The 16,892-nt window shown below is 74.8% G+C and carries 13 protein-coding genes and 1 pseudogene; 6 read left to right on the forward strand and 8 right to left on the reverse strand.

Going from position 1 to position 16,892, the window contains the following annotated elements:
- Positions 1-255: 255 nt before the first annotated feature.
- Positions 256-990, forward strand: coding sequence for a PIG-L deacetylase family protein (locus FXF50_RS19515; protein ID WP_255510118.1), 735 nt, complete (start codon positions 256-258; stop codon positions 988-990).
- An 18-nt stretch (positions 991-1,008) separates the two neighbouring features.
- Here the strand turns inward: FXF50_RS19515 and FXF50_RS19520 are convergent, their stop codons facing one another.
- Positions 1,009-1,689 carry a response regulator transcription factor gene (locus tag FXF50_RS19520; RefSeq protein WP_148429907.1) on the reverse strand — a complete coding sequence of 227 codons (681 nt, stop codon included), beginning with the start codon at positions 1,687-1,689 and terminating at the stop codon, positions 1,009-1,011.
- A gap of 2 nt (positions 1,690-1,691) precedes the next feature.
- Entirely contained in the window at positions 1,692-2,933 is a 1,242-nt protein-coding gene (locus FXF50_RS19525; RefSeq protein ID WP_148429910.1) for an ATP-binding protein, read from the reverse strand.
- A 188-nt stretch (positions 2,934-3,121) separates the two neighbouring features.
- Here FXF50_RS19525 and FXF50_RS19530 point away from each other — a divergent pair, with 188 nt between their 5' ends.
- The 3 genes and pseudogenes from FXF50_RS19530 (at position 3,122) to FXF50_RS19540 (ending at position 6,975) form a co-directional block, all read left to right on the forward strand.
- The gene (locus FXF50_RS19530; RefSeq protein WP_148429912.1) at positions 3,122-4,957 is read left to right on the forward strand and encodes a PspC domain-containing protein; all 1,836 of its coding nucleotides are present in this window, start codon (positions 3,122-3,124) and stop codon (positions 4,955-4,957) included.
- Positions 4,954-5,196 (forward strand): annotated as a pseudogene (locus FXF50_RS19535) (hypothetical protein); the annotation flags it as partial. The gene FXF50_RS19530 and the pseudogene FXF50_RS19535, both read left to right, overlap by 4 nt.
- Positions 5,197-5,727: 531 nt before the next feature.
- Positions 5,728-6,975, forward strand: a complete 1,248-nt coding sequence (locus FXF50_RS19540; RefSeq protein WP_148429914.1) for a phosphatidylserine decarboxylase — start codon at positions 5,728-5,730, stop codon at positions 6,973-6,975.
- Between the two features lie 61 nt (positions 6,976-7,036).
- On the opposite strand, the gene FXF50_RS19545 is transcribed toward FXF50_RS19540, so the two are convergent.
- The 3 genes from FXF50_RS19545 to FXF50_RS19555 all read right to left on the reverse strand — a co-directional run bounded on the left by FXF50_RS19545 (position 7,037) and on the right by FXF50_RS19555 (position 10,302).
- Positions 7,037-7,948 (reverse strand): phosphatidylcholine/phosphatidylserine synthase, encoded by a 912-nt coding sequence (locus FXF50_RS19545; protein ID WP_148429916.1) that lies wholly within the window; start codon positions 7,946-7,948, stop codon positions 7,037-7,039.
- Between the two features lie 345 nt (positions 7,949-8,293).
- Positions 8,294-9,202 (reverse strand): NUDIX hydrolase, encoded by a 909-nt coding sequence (locus FXF50_RS19550; protein ID WP_148430113.1) that lies wholly within the window; start codon positions 9,200-9,202, stop codon positions 8,294-8,296.
- Between the two features lie 152 nt (positions 9,203-9,354).
- Positions 9,355-10,302 carry an NUDIX hydrolase gene (locus FXF50_RS19555; protein WP_148429919.1) on the reverse strand — a complete coding sequence of 316 codons (948 nt, stop codon included), beginning with the start codon at positions 10,300-10,302 and terminating at the stop codon, positions 9,355-9,357.
- 144 nt (positions 10,303-10,446) lie between these two features.
- Between FXF50_RS19555 and FXF50_RS19560 the strand changes: the two genes are divergently transcribed.
- On the forward strand, positions 10,447-10,824 hold the full coding sequence (locus FXF50_RS19560) for a PspC domain-containing protein (protein ID WP_148429921.1): 378 nt from the start codon (positions 10,447-10,449) through the stop codon (positions 10,822-10,824).
- A gap of 7 nt (positions 10,825-10,831) precedes the next feature.
- Here the strand turns inward: FXF50_RS19560 and guaA are convergent, their stop codons facing one another.
- Both guaA and FXF50_RS19570 read right to left on the reverse strand, forming a co-directional pair.
- On the reverse strand, positions 10,832-12,385 hold the full coding sequence (guaA, locus tag FXF50_RS19565) for a glutamine-hydrolyzing GMP synthase (RefSeq protein ID WP_148429924.1): 1,554 nt from the start codon (positions 12,383-12,385) through the stop codon (positions 10,832-10,834).
- Between the two features lie 68 nt (positions 12,386-12,453).
- Positions 12,454-14,151 carry an FAD-dependent oxidoreductase gene (locus tag FXF50_RS19570; protein WP_148429926.1) on the reverse strand — a complete coding sequence of 566 codons (1,698 nt, stop codon included), beginning with the start codon at positions 14,149-14,151 and terminating at the stop codon, positions 12,454-12,456.
- Between the two features lie 91 nt (positions 14,152-14,242).
- Between FXF50_RS19570 and FXF50_RS19575 the strand changes: the two genes are divergently transcribed.
- On the forward strand, positions 14,243-15,355 hold the full coding sequence (locus FXF50_RS19575) for an LCP family protein (protein WP_148429929.1): 1,113 nt from the start codon (positions 14,243-14,245) through the stop codon (positions 15,353-15,355).
- Between the two features lies 1 nt (position 15,356).
- Here the strand turns inward: FXF50_RS19575 and FXF50_RS19580 are convergent, their stop codons facing one another.
- Entirely contained in the window at positions 15,357-16,814 is a 1,458-nt protein-coding gene (locus FXF50_RS19580) for a M1 family metallopeptidase (RefSeq protein ID WP_148429931.1), read from the reverse strand.
- Positions 16,815-16,892: the final 78 nt, after the last annotated feature.

A 16,892-nucleotide genomic window follows, 5' to 3' on the forward strand; every position in this document is an offset into this window, starting at 1 on the left:
TCGACGGCCACGCGCCGGCGCGTGGAGGCGGCGTCACGTGGTCGGCGGGCCCGACGGGGTGCCTCACACCGGGGGGTGAGGTGCTGCCACTGTGACACTCACCGGCCCTTTGCGTGAAGGTGCCGTTATCAAGCCGTTAGTTGGTCGCCACGTTGCCGATACTTGAGAAAAGATCATGAAAGACGTGGATCGGACCGCTCTGAACAGGTAAGACACGACCACACGGGGCGGAACCACCCGCGTACGCTCGGCGTCGTGAGCTTCCCCGCGTCCGCTCCGGTGCTGCCCGACGTCCACCGGGCCCTCGCAGTTTTTGCCCATCCGGATGATGTCGACTTCGGCTGTGCGGGCACCATAGCCGGCTGGGTGGACGAGGGCATCGAGGTGGCCTACCTCATCGCCACCCGGGGCGACTCCGGCGGCTTCGACGACACGCCGCGGGAGGAGATGCCGGCCCGGCGCGAGGCGGAGCAGCGGGCCGCGGCCGCCGCGGTGGGCGTACGCCGGGTCGACTTCCTCGACGGGCACACCGACGGCGTCATGACCCCCAGCCTGGCGCTGCGGCGGCAGATCAGCGCCGCCATCCGCCGGTTCCGGCCGGACCGGGTGCTGACCAGTTCGCCGCTGCGGCGCTGGGAGCACCTGGCCGGCCCGAGCCACCCCGACCACCTGGCCGTCGGCGAGGCCGCCACCTGCGCGGTCTACCCCGACTCGCGCAACCCCTTCGCCTTCCCGGAGCTGCTCGACGAAGGGCTGGAACCCTGGGTGGTCCGGGAGATCTGGTACGCCGGCGGGCCCGCCCCGGACCACGTCGTCGACGTGACCGACCAGGTCGACCGCAAGATCGCCGCGATGGAGGCGCACCGGTCGCAGACCGCCCACCTGGACGTGCCGACCTGGGTGCGGGACCGGCTCACCACGATGGCCGACAACGCCGGCCTCCCACCCGGCCGGCTGGCCGAGGCGTTCACCGTGCTCCGCACCGAGTGACGCCCCGCGCCGGCGCGGTCAGACCAGCCGGCGGTCGGCGGCCCAGCGGGACAGCTCGTACCGGTTGGACATCTGGAGCTTGCGCAGCACGTTGGAGACGTGCGTCTCGACCGTCTTGATCGAGATGTACAGCTCCCGGGCGATCTCCTTGTACGCGTACCCCCGGGCGAGCAGCCGCAGCACCTCGCGTTCCCGGTTGGTGAGCTGGTCCAGCTCGGGGTCGGCCACCGGCGCGTCCGGCCGGGACGCGAAGGCGTCCAGCACGAAGCCGGCCAGCCGCGGGCTGAACACCGCGTCGCCGTCGGCCACCCGCCGGATCGCGTCGGTCAGCTCCTCCGGTGAGATGGTCTTCGTGACGTAGCCCCGGGCGCCCGCCCGGATCAACCCGATCACGTCCTCGGCGGCGTCGGACACGCTCAGCGCCAGGAACCGCACCTGCGGGTGCGTACGCCGCATCGCCTCCAGCACCGCCCGGCCACCGCCGTCCGGCATGTGCACGTCGAGCAGCACCACGTCCGGCTGGGTCGCCGCGATCCGGCTGACGGCCTCCCCAACCGTGCTGGCCTCGCCCACCACCTCGACGCGCTCGCCCAGCTCGGCGCGGACGCCGGCCCGGAACATCGCGTGGTCGTCGACGAGGAACACCCGCAACCGCCCGTCCCGGGGCGCCGCGCCGTCGACCGGTTCCTGCTCGACCATGGTCACTTGTCCCTTTCCGCAGTGGAGCCCGAGCCGCTGATCGGGAGGATCAGCCGTACCTCGGTCCCCTCCCCCGGCTCGGACCGGATCTCCGCCCGGCCACCGTGCCGCTTCATCCGTCCGATGATCGAACCTCGGACGCCGTGCCGGTGATCCTCCACCGTATCCGGGTCGAAGCCCTTGCCCCGGTCCCGGACGAAGGCGCTCACCTGCTCCGGCTCCACCTCGGCGTAGAGCGAGACGGTCCGTACCTCGGCGTGCCGGGCCGCGTTCACCAGCGCCTCCCGGGCGGCGGCGACCAGCGCCCCGACCCGCTCGTCGGTCTCCCGGTCGCCGACCACCACCGTCTCCACGGTGATCGCGAAGGTGTCCTCCACCTCGGCGGCGGCCTGCTCCAGCGCGGCCGCGAAGCGCTCGGTCGGCGAGGCGGTCGGCTTGTAGAGCCAGTTCCGCAGCGACCGCTCCTGGCCCCGGGCCAGCCGCTGCACCGTCTTGACGTCGGTGGCGTTGCGCTGGATCAGGGCGAGGGTGTGCAGCACCTGGTCGTGCACCATGGCGGCCAGCTCGGCCCGCTCCTGCTCGCGTATCCGGCCCTCGCGCTCCGAGCGGAGCTGGTTCCACGTGCGCCAGAGCACCGGGCCGGTCACCACGCCCACCCCGGCCAGCCCGACCAGGGCGAAGATGATGCCGTTGAGCACGGCGTCGAAGTTCTGCGCGGGCGAGTAGACCGCCGCCACGCCGATGATGCCGACCGCGACGAGCACCCCGCCGCCGATGAAGCGGAGCACGAACGAGCGCCGGTCGCTCTCCTCCACCACGGCGCCCAGCCAGGGCACCGCCATGGAGCCGCCCCACTGCCGGCGGCGCTCCGGCGCGGACTGGTGCCAGATCACCCCGGCGCCGACCGCGATGATCGCGACCAGCCAGCCGGCGGTGCCGGCCGCGCCGACCGAGTCGAAGGCGACGACCTGGAGCAGCAGCACGCCCAGCCCGATCGCCACGAAGGGCAGCAGCTGGGTGAGGTCGCGGCGGGGCGGGACGGCGGTGTCGCCGGGCCGCGGCGGGACGACCGCCCAGAAGGCGGCGTAGAGCAGCAGCCCGAGACCGCTCAGCCCGAGCAGCACCATGAAGGCCACCCGGACCCGGAGCACCGAGATGCCCAGGTGTTCGGCGAGGCCGGCGGCCACACCCGCGGCCAGCCGGTGCTCGGTGGCCCGGTAGAGGCGCGGGGGGTGCGGAGTCACGGTGCTGCTGATCGGAGGCTCCCGGGTCGGGACGGCGTGCCGGCGGCGGCCGACGTCCCGATCGTCACACGGCCGGACCGCCCCGGACCACGGGGACGCCCCGGACATTCGCCGTCCCGGGATCTCAGGGTGGGGTCAGGGTCGGGTCCTGAGGACGCTCGGGCGGCCAGGGAAGCAGGATCGGAGGCATGACCGAGGACGCTGCCCGTCCGCCCCGCCCCGGGGCGGCAGCACAGGACGGGCCACCGCCACCCCCGCCGGGGCCGGCGCCCGCCGCCGCCGACGCCACGGCGCCCCCGCCGGGCGGCGCCACCCCGCCGCCCACCGGCGGCGCGCCGTTCGCCGACCCGCCACCCGCCGGGTACGCCCCACCGCCCGGCGGCGCCGGCTTCACCTCCCGGTACGGGCTGGTCCGCCCCCGGGACGGCCGCTACCTGGCCGGCGTCTGCGCGGCCATCGGCCGGGCCACCAACACCGACCCGGTGCTGTGGCGGGTGCTCCTGGCCGTGCTGGGGTTCTTCGGCGGCATCGGCATCCTGGTCTACGTCACCGCGTGGCTGATCATCCCCGGCGAGGGGGACACCGCCTCGCCCGTGGAGTCGATGCTCGGCCGGGGCAGGTCCAGCATGTCCCCGATCACCGTGATCGTGCTCAGCATCGTCGTCGCGGTCGGCTTCGGCTACGTCGTCACCAACGGATTCCGGGCGATCCTGCTCGGCGCGGTGATCCTGATCGGCGGCGCGCTGCTGCTCAACCGCGACCAGCGCGGCCCGGCGGCCCGGATGGCGGCGCCCGGCGCCCCTCCCGGCCCACCGCCGGGCCCGGTGCCCCCGGTGGCCTGGCCGGCGCCGTCGGCCGCCGCGCCGGCCCCCGACGTGCCAACCGCCGCCGGACCGGTTCCGCCACCGGCGACCCCGCCGACGCCCTGGTCCGGCGCGCCGGCCGAGGCCGTGGCGTGGTCCGGCGAGCCGCCGGTCACCGGCCCGCCGGCCACCCGACCCGAGCCGGGCTATCCGCCGGCTGCCCGGCCGGAGCCGGGCTACCCACCGGCCGCCCTGCCCGAGCCCGGCTACCCGGCCGCGCCGGTCTCCGCCACCGGCTGGCCCGCGGCGACCGCCGCCGGCCCGGCGTGGTCCGAGCCGGAGCCCACGGCGGCATTCCCGCCGGCCGTCCCGGGCAGTCGGTCCGGCGAGGTGTGGCCGGTCACCGAGCCGACCCCGGCCTGGTCCGCCGCGCCGGCCACCGGCCTCCCCGTCGGCGGGCCCGCCGCCGTGCCCCCGCCCGCCCAGGTGGGCGCGCCGCTGCCGCCGGGCGGCTACCGGCCGCCGTTCGCCCCGCACGGCCCGTACGCCGGGTCGACCCCGCCCGCCCCGCCGGCGCCGGGCCGCCCGGCCCGCCCGCCGAAGCGGCCGAAGGAACGCTCCGCACTCGGCGCGGTCACCTTCTCGCTGATCTTCCTGGCGCTCGGCGTGGTCACGATGCTCGACCTGCTCGACGTCTTCCCGGTCGGCGCGGCCGGCTACTTCGCGGCGGTGCTGGCCACCATCGGCCTCGGGCTGCTCGTGGGCACCTGGTTCGGCCGGGCCCGCTGGCTGATCGCACTCGGTCTGGTGACCGCGGCGGCGCTCGGCATCGCCACCGTCGCCGACTCCTACGACCGGGTCCGCGGCATCGACGGCAACGTCACCTGGGCGCCGGCCGACTACCGGGACCTGGCCGACCGCTACGAGAACAACTTCGGCGACGCCGTGCTCGACCTGCGCAATGTCGACTTCGACAAGAAGGACACCCAGGTGACCGTCGCGGTCAACTTCGGCAAGGCGACGGTGGTCGTGCCACCGAACGTCGACGTCACCACGGTGGCCGACGTCAACGCCGGTGACGCCACCGTCTTCGGCCGGCGCACCGGCGGGCTGAACGGCCGCCAGTGGGAGAACACCGACCTCGGGCCGGACGGTCGCGGCGGCGGCACGCTGCGCCTGCTGGTCCACGTGAACGCCGGAAACCTGGAGGTGACCCGGTGAAGGCTCACCGCACCGACGTCGTGTCGTTCGCCTTCGGCCTGGCCTTCCTCGGGCTGTCCGCCTGGTGGCTCCTGGCCCGGATCCTCGGGCTGGCGCTGCCTCCGGTGGGCTGGTTCCTGGCCGGCGCGCTGATCCTCATCGGACTCCTCGGGCTGGTCGGCGCGATGCGTTCCGCCCGCCACCCGGAACCGGAACCGGCGGAGGCCACCGCGTCCGCCCCCTACGAGGCGGGCACGCCGGCCGCCTCCACTCCGGCCGCCGAGGAGGCCGACGAGTGGGCCACCGACGCGGTGACCGACAGCCCGCTCGCGGCGCGGGAGGACCGCCCGTTCGACGAGGAGCCGCACTGGTCACCGGCCACGCCGGGGATGCCGGACGAGCCGGTGACCCGCGAACTGCCCCCGGTCGACCGGGAGGCGGCCGAGCCCGCGACCCGCGAGCTGCCCGCCGACGAGGAGCGCGCCGGCACCCGCGAACTGCCGGCGGTCGATGAGGAGGGAGCAGCCGCGGCTGGGCCGGCCACCCGGGAGCTACCGGCCGTCGACCAGGGGGCGGAGCGGCCGGGGGGCGGTCGGCGTACCGGCGGGGACGGGCCGGGCTGACCGCGGCGGTGCGGCACGCCGATGACGCCGCCTATGCTGGCTGGTGGAGATCTCGCCTCCGTCGGCCGGCCCACCCGTGGCGTACCGGTCGCGGCCGGGGCGCCCGGTCGGCCGGGCCCCCGGGTTGGTCCCGCCTTCCGTCTCTACCTCGTCAGGAGCCCGTCCGAGATGACCCAGTCCCCCGCCGTGCGCGTCACCGGTCCCGCCGGTGCGGTCCGCGCCGGCGAGCGCGCCGCCCGCACCCTCGTCAGCGAGTTCGCCCGGCGTAACGACGCGAAGGCCGGCCTGCTGGTCGGCGCGACCCCGGAGTCCGCGGTGCTGGCCGCGGCGATCGAGGCGCTGCTCCCCGGCGACCGGCTCACCGTCGTGCCGGCGGAGGGCGCCTCCGCCGCCGCGCTCCGCGCACACGTGACGGCCCAGGGCCGCTGGGTCGCCGACCGGGTACGCGTGGTCGACACCCTCGCCGAGGCGGACGCCGCCGCCGTGGTGGTCGCGGCCGGACCGTTCACCGGCACCGCCGAGGAGGCCCGCACCGCGATCGACGGGCTGGCGAAGTACCTCGCCGAGGGCGGCGTGCTGAGTGTGGCCGCGCCGCTGTTCCGCACCGAGGGTGCCGGGGCCGAGCTGGACCGGCAGGGGGTGCTGCACGGCGTCCGCACCGACCTGGTGCTGCGCAACACCCCGCCGGTACGCGTGCACCACCTGCGCTTCACCGCGGCGCCGGCGGCGCTGGCCGCCTCGCTCTCCCCGGCGTACCGGCCGTCGAGCGTGCCGCTGACCTGGAGCATGCACATCGACTCGAACGGCGTGGCCGCGGCCGGCATCACCCTCGGCCTGGCCGCGCTGGCCCGGGCCGCCCGGCCGAAGTCCAAGCTGTGGCTGCTGCCGGCGCTGGCCGCCGGCCCGGTGGCCGCGTTCTTCCGGGACCCGGAGCGGGACGTGCCGGAGGACCCGTCGGCCGTGGTCGCCTCGGCGGACGGCCAGGTCCTGTCGGTGCAGCGGCTGCACGACGAGCGCTTCGGCGACGGGGAGTGGCTGCGGATCGCCGTCTTCCTCTCGGTGCTGGACGTGCACGTCAACCGCTCGCCGGTGGCCGGCAAGGTGGTCGACTACTTCGTCGCCGACGGCGGCTTCGTCAACGCCATGAAGCCGGACGCCGAGCACAACGTGGCGGCGTACACGGTGCTGGACACCGACCACGGCACGGTCGTCGTCGCGCAGCGGACCGGGCTGATCGCCCGCCGGATCGTGCAGCGGGCGCCGGTCGGCGCGCTGCTGGCCCGGGGCGAGCGCTTCGGCCTGATCCGGTTCGGCTCGCGCACCGACGTCTACCTGCCGGCCGACGCCGCCGAGCCGCTGGTCGGCCCCGGCGACAAGGTCGTCGGCGGCTCGACGGTCATCGCCCGCTGGAGCTGATCCCGGGGAGGGACGCGAAAAGGGGCGCCGCTGCAGCGGCGCCCCTTTTCGGTGGTACGGGTCAGGCGGTGCGGCGCTGGTGCAGCCACAGCAGCGGGCCGCTGACCAGGTAGCCCACGACCACGAGGGCGAAGGTGAGCCGGATGTCGACGAGCGCGCCGACCACCGGGGCCAGCCAGAGCCACGGCGGCAGCTTCAGCAGCCGGGCAAGCTTCGCGTAGGGGAAGCTGGACACCATGGCGAAGGCGAGCAGCGCCACGCCGGCGACCATGACCAGCCCGGAGACCGGAAGCCCGATCGCCACGGTCAGGGCCAGCACGGCGGCCGCCATGGTGGTGGGCACGCCGCAGAAGAACCGGCCGTCCTTGGGCGAGACGTTGAACCGGGCGAGCCGGATCGCGGCGCAGGCCGCGACCAGGGCGCAGGCGACCGCGGCGGCCGCCGGCGGCACCGATCCGGCCAGCGAGGCGTAGACCACGACCGGGGCGGCGAGACCGAACGAGCACATGTCGGCCAGCGAGTCCATCTGCGCGCCGAACGGGCTCGCCACGTTGAGCTTGCGGGCCAGCGCCCCGTCGAGCCCGTCAAACGCGACGCAGGCGATCAGGCAGAGCGCCGCGACCCGGACCTCGCCCTGCATGGCCAGGAAGATCGCCAGCATGCCGAGCATGAGGCTGCTCAGGGTGCAGGCGTTGACCAGCGCGAACTTGGCCCGGCGGGCGGCGGTGCGCTCGCCCGGCAGCAGCGGGATCGACATCGCCGGCGACTCGTCGACCGGCGCCGCCGGGCCGAGCGCCGGGCTGACCGGCATGACGGCCTCGACCTCGGCGTCGTACCGCCCGTAGCGGAGACGCTGGCGGTCGGACCAGCGGTGGTCGGGGGTGACCAGGTCGGTCCCGGTGACGGCGTCGCCGTCCCGGCGGCCCACCCGGACCAGCAGCACCTGGCGGGCGAACGTGCTGCTGCGGCGCAACCGGCCCGCCCAGCGACGCCCTGCGGGGCGCGGACTGTCAGTCGTACGACGCCGGCGCCATGGGGCTCTCGGCACGTTTCCTCCATCACCGGATCGGGTGACCGCCACGCGGGCGGGTGTCCGGCTGTCTCGTGCCGGACCTTTCGGGCCCGGCAGCCCATTTGCGGAGTACACCATTGCACAGGGGATAGGGGGTTGGCGATAGCTGCCGGCGGTACTTATAACTCGCTTAACCGCACGAACCGCTTGCTTATTCCCGTCTCGGGCCTCAACGCCCGTTTTCGTCGCCCAATCCCCACAGCCGACTGTACCGGAGGCGGCCCACGGTGGCTCGGTGAGCGGGCGTCAGCTCCCCCGATGTCCGGTTGCGCGGGCCGCCACGTCGGTCATCCGCAGGCCGCTGACCTGCTCCGGAGCGAACCAGGCCGCCCTGGCGGTGGAGCCGCCCGCGAGCTCGGTCACCACCGCGTCGGTCGGGACGTCCACCCGGACGTCGTAGATCACCCGGACGCCGTGCCAGTCCAGCGGCCGGCCCTCCGGACCGAGCGCGGCCGGGTTGTGCAGGTTGTCCACGGCCATGAGGTCGACCACCCGGCCGAGCTGGCCGGCCTCCTCGACCAGTTCGCGGAGCAGGCCGGCCGCGGGCTGCTCCCCGTGGTCGGTGCCGCCGCCGGGCAGGTGCCACTTCCCGGCGCCCGGGTAGCCGTGGGCGATCATGGTGAGCAGGACCCGCCCGGCCGGGTCGGTGACCAGCCCGTACGCGGCGAAGCGCTGCCGCCGGTCGACGGGCGGGACGGCCGGCCCGGGCGGCAGCGCGCGGGGCAGGTCCGCCGGCAGCGGCGACACCGGCAGCCCGAGCAGCTCGGCGGTGAACGGCATCAGCGGCACGGCCGCGGCCTCGTCCGGGGTGAACCAGCCCACGTCGCCGCCGCCGGCCGGCTCCGACCGCAGCTCCCCGCCACCCGCCTCGACGTCGAAGACCAGCCGGTCGGTGTGCAGGGCGACCCCGTCGGCCGGGAAGACCGCCACGTCGGCGACGGCGGCCCGGATGGGGCCGGCCGCGACGACCAGCCCGGTCACTTCGGCGAACTCGCGCTCAACGGCCCGCGCCGGATGCTCGGCGTGCTCGATCCCACCCCCCGGCAACTGCCACACCCCCGGGTAGGGACACCGCTCGGACCCCCGCGCCAGCAGAACCCGCCCACCGTCGTCCCGCAAGATCCCGTAGGCCCCGATCCGCCGCCGCTCCTCCACCCGCACCCGCACCCACTCCCCGCCGTCGACTCCGTCGATCATGAGGTTAGCGGCATCGGGACGGACATTTCGCGCCGTTAACTTCATGATCACCGGCGCGAGGCGGGGCCGGGGTGGGGCGCGCGGCAGCGGGGGGCAGGGGGGGCGGAGGGTTAGAGCAGGTGGGCGGCGTGGACTGCTTCGGCCGTCACCTCCGTGAGGCGGTCGGTCGGGAGGGCGCCCAGTTCCTCGCGGCGGAACCAGCGGGCCTCGCAGGTGGAGCCGCCGACGTCGGCCACCGTGGGCGGGGCGGGCTGGTCGACGACCACCCGGTAGAAGGCGCGTACGCCGTGCCAGTCGATCGGGTAGCCCTCCGGGCCCAGCGAGGCGGCGTCCCGGTGGCTGGCCACCCCGAGCAGCTCGACGAGGCGGCCGGTCTGCCCGGTCTCCTCGACCAGTTCCCGGATCAGCGCGGCGCCCGGCTGCTCGCCGTAGTCGGTGCCGCCGCCGGGCAGGTGCCAGCAGCCGGCGCCCGGGTAGCCGTCGGAGACCCGGGTGAGCAGCACCCGCTCCTCCGGGTCGGTCACCACGGCGTACGCGGCGAAGCGCTGCGCCCGGTGCAGGCCGTCGGGGCCGGGGACGGCGTAGAACGAGGGGAACTCGGGGACCTCCTCCGGCACGATGTCGTCGGTGGAGGTGGGCAGGCCCAGGGCGCGCGCGGCGAACGAGCGCAGCGGCAGCTCCCGGGCCTCGTCGAGGGTGAACCAGCGGGCCAGGTCGGTGGGGCGGTCGACCCGGTCGGCGAGCGTCCCGCCCCGCACCGAGACCGTGTAGAGCAGCCGGTCGGTGTGGATCGTGATGCCGCGTCCGGGCAGCGCCCGCATGTCGGCGAGGACGTCCTGGAGGGCGGCCACGGAGACCGAGAGCCCGGTCTCGGCGGCGGTCTCCCGGACGACGGTGTGCTTGGGGTCCTCACCATGGTCGACCGCCCCGCCGGGCAGCGACCAGGTGCCGGGGGTGCCGGAGCGCTCCGATGCGCGGACCAGCAACACTCGGCCGTCTGAATCTGCACAAACTGCGTATGCCGCGATCCTGCGGAGCGGCTCCAGCAAGGTGGTCACGGGAGGAAATTCTCCCCGGATGCCGTTACCGGCATCGAAAAGAGTCAGATTCCTGACTCTTGGCTGGCGCCTCAGGGGCGCGTCAGGGTAGGAGTCCGGGCGGTCACCGAGGTCGCCCACCGACCCGCGCGGGACCGTGGAGACATGACCTCCACGCACCCCTCCCAGGCCCCGTACAAGCAGCTCCGCCGGCCGGTCACCGACCGGATGGTCGCCGGCGTGGCCAGCGGCCTCGGCCGCTACTTCGCCGTCGACCCCACCCTCGTGCGGGTGGCCTTCGCGGTGGCCACCCTGCTCACCGGTGGGCTCGCCGCGCTGGCGTACCCGATCATGTGGTTCCTGATGCCCGAGGAGCCGGCGGGCGCGCCCGCCTGGCCGCATCCCCCGGGCACCGCGCCCGGCTGGCCGCCGGTCCCGCCGGCGCACGGTCCGCACACGGCCCCGGCCACGCCGGAGCCCGCGCCCCGGCCGGCGCCTCAGCCGCCGAGTCCGCCCGTGCCCCCGACCCCGCCGGCGGCCTGACCCGGCGTCACTCCCACTCGATGGTGCCCGGCGGCTTGCTGGTCACGTCCAGGACCACCCGGTTGACCTCGGCGACCTCGTTGGTGATCCGGGTGGAGATCCGGGCCACCACCTCGTAGGGCAGCCGGGACCAGTCGGCGGTCATCGCGTCCTCGCTGGAGACCGGGCGCAGCACCACGGGATGCCCGTAGCTGCGCCCGTCGCCCTGCACGCCGACGCTGCGCACGTCGGCCAGGAGCACCACCGGGAACTGCCAGACACCCCGGTCGAGGCCGGCGGCGGTGAGCTCCTGCCGGGCGATCAGGTCGGCCTTGCGGAGCACGGCGAGGCGCTCCTCGTCGACCGCGCCGATGATGCGGATGGCCAGGCCCGGGCCGGGGAACGGGTGCCGCCAGACCATCGCCTCGGGCAGCCCCAGCTCCAGGCCGAGCGTGCGGACCTCGTCCTTGAACAGCGTGCGCAGCGGCTCGACCAGGGCGAACTTCAGGTCCTCCGGCAGGCCGCCGACGTTGTGGTGGCTCTTGATGTTGGCGGTGCCGGTGCCGCCGCCGGACTCCACCACGTCCGGGTAGAGGGTGCCCTGCACCAGGAACTCGACGTCGCCGTGCGCGGCGATCTCCCGGGCGGCGGCCTCGAAGACCCGGATGAACTCCCGGCCGATGATCTTGCGCTTCTGCTCGGGGTCGGTCACCCCGGCCAGCGCGCCGAGGAACCGCTCGCGGGCGTCGACCACCTTGAGCTTGATGCCGGTGGCGGCCACGTAGTCCTTCTCCACCTGCTCGGCCTCGCCCGCGCGGAGCAGGCCGTGGTCGACGAAGACGCAGGTGAGCTGGTCACCGACGGCCTTGTGCACCAGCGCCGCGGCGACCGCCGAGTCGACCCCGCCGGACAGGCCGCAGATGACCTCCTTGTCGCCGACCTGCTCCCGGATCCGGGCCACCTGCTCGTCGATGATGTTCTCGGGCGTCCAGGTCGGCGCGATGCCGGCGATCTCGTGGAGGAAGCGGCTGAGCATCTCCTGGCCGTGCGCCGTGTGCCCGACCTCGGGGTGGAACTGCACCCCGGCCCGCCGGCCGACCAGGTCCTCGAACGCGGCGACCGGCGCGCCCGCCGACTCGGCGGTGACCGCGAAGCCGGCCGGCGCCTCGGTGACGCAGTCGCCGTGGCTCATCCAGACCGGCAGGTCGTCGGGGAGGTCGCGGAGCAGCACGCCGGCCTCCGGGCGGGCGTGCAGCGGGGTGCCGCCGTACTCCCGGTTGCCGGTGCGCGCCACGGTGCCGCCGAGCGCCTGGGCCATGGCCTGGAAGCCGTAGCAGATGCCGAAGACCGGGACCCCGGCGTCGAACATCCCGGCGTCGATCTGCGGGGCGTCCGGCGCGTAGACGCTGGACGGGCCGCCGGACAGGATGATCGCGGCCGGGTTCTTCGCCAGCATCTCGGACACCGGCATGGAGTGCGGGACGATCTCCGAGTAGACCCTCGCCTCCCGGACGCGGCGCGCGATGAGCTGGGCGTACTGGGCTCCGAAGTCCACCACGAGGACGGGGCGAGGCGTGCTCATGTGCAGCAAGCCTACCGACAGTCACCGCCGGAGCGGGCCGCGACCCGGTGTGTCGCGCGCCGCCCTGCTCAGGGACGCAGCGCGGCGGGGGCGTGGGCGGGGACGGCGGGCTGCTTCGGGGCCACCGGAGCGAGCCGGCGGTAGGGGGCGCCGAGCGGCGGGCGGAGGTCCTCCTCCCCCTTGTTGGGCCAGAACGACATGGCCCGCTCGGCCTGTGCGGTGATCGTCAGCGACGGGTTGACGCCCAGGTTCGCCGACACCGCGGCGCCGTCCACCACGTGCAGCCCCGGGTGGCCGTGCACCCGGTGGTACGGGTCGACCACCCCGCGCTCCGGGCCCTCGCCGATCACCGCGCCGCCGAGGATGTGCGCGGTCATCGGGATGTTGAACGGCTCGGTGACCGCGCCGCCGGGCGTGCCGTCGATCTCCTCGGCGAGCAGCCGGACCGCCTCGTTGCCGGCCGGGATCCAGGTCGGGTTGGGCGCCCCGTGCCCCGGGCCGGAGACCAGCCGGCGGCCGAACCGGCCGCGCCGGTAGCTGGTCGTGAGCGAGTTGTCGGCTGACTGCATGACCAGGGCGATCACGGTGCGCTCGGACCAGCCGCGTACCGAGAGCATCCGGGCGGCCAGCGCGGGCTGCCGGACGATGCTGCCCAGCCAGCGCCGGACCCGGTGCGGACCGCCGTCGACCAGCAGCGACTGGAGCAGCCCCATGGCGTTGGAGCCCTTGCCGTAGCGGACCGGCTCGATGTGGGTCTGCGGGTCGGGGTGGAACGAGCTGGTGATCGCCACCCCCTCGGTGAAGTCGAGGCCCCGCCGGCGGGCCTGGCCGGGCCCGACCGAGGCGCCGAGGATGGCCTCCGAGTTGGTCCGGGTCAGCTCGCCGAGCCGGGGCGACAGGTGGGGCAGCGCGCCGGTCGCCTTCATCTCATGCAGCAGCCGCTGGGTGCCCAGCGCGCCGGCCGCGAAGACCACCTGGCCGGCGTGGATCACCCGGCGGCGCTTGCGCACCCAGGCGCCGGTGCGCTCGGTGTGCACCTCGTAGCCGCCGCCGGCGGCGGGGCGCACGGCGGTCACCGTGGTCAGCGGGTGGACCTGCGCGCCGAGCCGCTCGGCCAGCCAGAGGTAGTTCTTGACCAGGGTGTTCTTCGCGCCGTGCCGGCAGCCGGTCATGCACGAGCCGCAGTGGCTGCACCCGGTCCGGTCCGGCCCGACGCCGCCGAAGTACGGGTCGGGCACCCGCTCGCCGGGGCGGCCGATGTGCACGCCCACCGGCGTGGCGTGGAAGGTGTGCCCCACCCCCATCCGCTCGGCCACCGCCCGCATGGCCCGGTCCGCCCCGGTGACGATCGGGTACGTGGTGACGCCCAGCATCCGCTTCGCCTGGTCGTAGTGGCGGGCCAGTTCGTCGCGCCAGTCGGTGATGTCCCGCCACTGGGGGTCGGCGTAGAACGCGTCGAGCGGTTCGTAGAGCGTGTTCGCGTAGACCAGTGAGCCGCCCCCCACCCCGGCGCCGGCGAGCACCATGACCCCGCCGCCGGCCTTCCGGTCGGCCGAGCGGAGCAGGGTGATCCGCTGGAGGCCGTAGCAGCCGAGCTTCGGGGCCCACAGGAAGCGCCGGGCCCGCCACGAGGTCCGGGGGAACTCGTCGTCGGCGAAGCGCCGGCCGGCCTCCAGGACCCCGACGGTGTACCCCTTCTCCGCCAGCCGGAGCGCGGTGACGCTGCCGCCGAATCCGGAACCGATGACGACCACGTCGTACCGCATGCACGCATCATTACCGACGGGTAGCTATAGCGCCAGCAAGAGTTTTTCGCAGATCATGCAGAGCGCTCGATGACGGGGGAGGGAGAGCGTGATGACGCGACGACGGTGGCTGCTGGGGCTCACCGCCCTGGTGGCCGTGATGCTGGTCGGCACCGGCGCGGTGGTGGCCACACGGCTGGCCTCCCGCCCGACGCCCGGCCCGGTCGCCGGCCCGGCCACGCCGAGCCCGTCCACCGCCGCGCCGACCACCCCGGCCCCGGTCACCTCCAGCCCCACCCCGCCGCCCGGCGCCGACCTGAAGGGGCCGCTCAACCTGCTGCTCGTCGGGGTGGACACCCGGATCAGCGTGCCGGGCTGGGAGCCGCACGCCGACGCCGTGCTGGTGCTGCACGTGCCGGCCGGGCTGGGCCGCGCATACCTCTTCTCGCTCCCCCGCGACCTGGTGGTCGACATCCCGGCCTACCCGAAGGCCGGCTACCCGGGCGGCCGCACCAAGCTCACCCACGCCATGAGCTACGGCAGCCGGGTGCCCGGCGACAAGGCGCACCCCAGCACGGAACAGGGGTACGAACTGCTGCGCACCACGGTCAGCCGGTACACCGGGCTGCGCATCGACGCCGGCGCGGTGATCACCTTCGGCGGCTTCGACAAGCTGGTCGACACCCTCGGCGGCGTGGACCTCTACGTCGACCAGCGGGTCGCCTCGATCCACCGCCGACCGGACGGGCGCTACCGGGACCGGTCCGGCAGCACCTACACCGGGCCGCAGATGGTCTACCAGCCGGGCAACCGGCACCTGACCGGCTGGCAGGCGCTCGACTACGCCCGCCAGCGCTACACCGCCGGCGGCGACTACACCCGGCAGCGGCACCAGCAGCAGCTCATCCGGGCGCTGGCCCGGAAGATCCTGGACCAGGGGCTGGCCCGGGACCCGGACCGGGTCGAGCAGGTGGTCGCCGCGCTCGGCAAGACCCTGGTGTACGTCGGCGGCGGCCGCCGGCTGGTCGACTTCGCGTACGCCCTGGGCGGCCTGCCGGCGGAGAAGTCCGTGCTGGTCGGGCTCCCCGGCGACGCCGTCGGTAGCGGCGGGTCCTACCGGGGCGAGCAACTGCTCCCGGTGGGACGGAACTTCCTGGCGGCGCTGCGCGGCGGCGACGCCGAGGCGTACCTGGCCGCGCACCCGTCGCTGCGGGTGCGGAACTGAGTCAGAGGGGCTTGGGGGCCGGCGGGCGCTCGGTGCCGTAGAGCCACGCGTCGAACAGCTTGCCGAGCTTCTTTCCGGACACCCGCTCGGCGAGCGCCACGAACTCGTCGGTGCTGCCGTTGCCGTTCTTCTTCTCCGCCGCCCAGGTGCGCAGGACGGTGAAGAAGGCGCTGTCACCGACCGCCACCCGCAACGCGTGCACGGTCATCCCGCCCCGGTCGTAGACCGACCGGCCGAACAGGTTCGCCACCCCCGGCTTCCCCGGCGGGGTGCGCCACACCTGGCTCGACGCGCTCGCGTACTTCTGCTCGAAGGTGCGCTGGACGGTGGACTCCCCGGCGTGCTCGGCCCAGAGCCACTCCGCGTACGTGGCCAGCCCCTCGTTGAGCCAGATGTCCTGCCAGCGCTGGAGCGAGACGCTGTCCCCGTACCACTGGTGGGCCAGTTCGTGCGCGACCACGCCGGTGTTGTCGCCCTGCCGGAAGAACCCGGCCGAGTAGACCGGCCGGGACTGCGTCTCCAGCGCGTACCGGATCCGGTCGTCGGCGACCACCACCCCGCCGTACGCGTCGAACGGGTACGGCCCGAAGATGCTCTCCAGGTAGTCGGCCACCTCGACGGTCCGCGCGATCGACCGGTCCGGCGCGCCGTCGGCCACCTGGACGGTTACCGCGCTGTAGACCGGCCGTCCCTTGTGCTCGCCGGTGGTGACCCGGAACTTCCCGATCGCCACCATGGTCAGGTAACTGGCCATCGGGGCGCCCTCGGACCAGCGCCAGGTGGTCCAGTCGCCCGTGGTGCTGCGTCCCTTCGGGACCCCGTTGCTGACCGCCGTGAGCCCCTTCGGCACGGTGATCTCGAAGTCGTAGGTGGCCTTGTCCGAGGGGTGGTCGTTGACCGGGTACCAGGTGCTCGCCGACTCCGGCTGGCCCAGCGCGATCGCCCCGTCGCCGGTGTGCAGCCAGCCGCCCTCGCCGAGCACGTCGTTGTCGAGCGCGGCCGGCCGGCCGTCGTAGCGGATCTCAGCGACGAAGCCGTTGCCGGAGGTGAGGCCGGTGGCCGGGGTGACGACCAGTTCGTCGTCGGTGCGGGTGTGACCGGCCTTCGCCCCGTCCACGGTGACCGACCGCACGGTCAGCCCGGCCAGGTCCAGGTTGAACGCCGACAGGTCGGCCGTCGCCGTGGCCCGCACGGTGGTGGTGCCGGTGAGCCGGTCCGTCGCCGGGTCGTAGCGCACCTTGACCGTGTAGTGGGCGACGTCGTAGCCGCCGTTGCCGTAGCTCGGGAAGTAGGGGTCGCCGGCGCCGGACCCGCCCGGCGCGAAGCTGCGCTCGGCCGTCGGGCCGGGCGCGGTGAGCGCCGGCGTCGCCCGGTCCGACTCGCTCGCGCCGCAGCCGGCGAGCAGCAGCGCTCCGCAGGTCAGCAGCCCGAGCCGTCGTCGTCCGCCGCGCCGCGCCATCGCCTGTGTCCCCTTCCGGAGCAGAACCGTCGCGGCCCTGCCCGGGGCCGCTCCGCCCGCGGCAGCCTACCCAGGATC

The organism is Micromonospora sp. AP08, from assembly GCF_008085935.1.
GTDB lineage: Bacteria > Actinomycetota > Actinomycetes > Mycobacteriales > Micromonosporaceae > Micromonospora > Micromonospora chersina.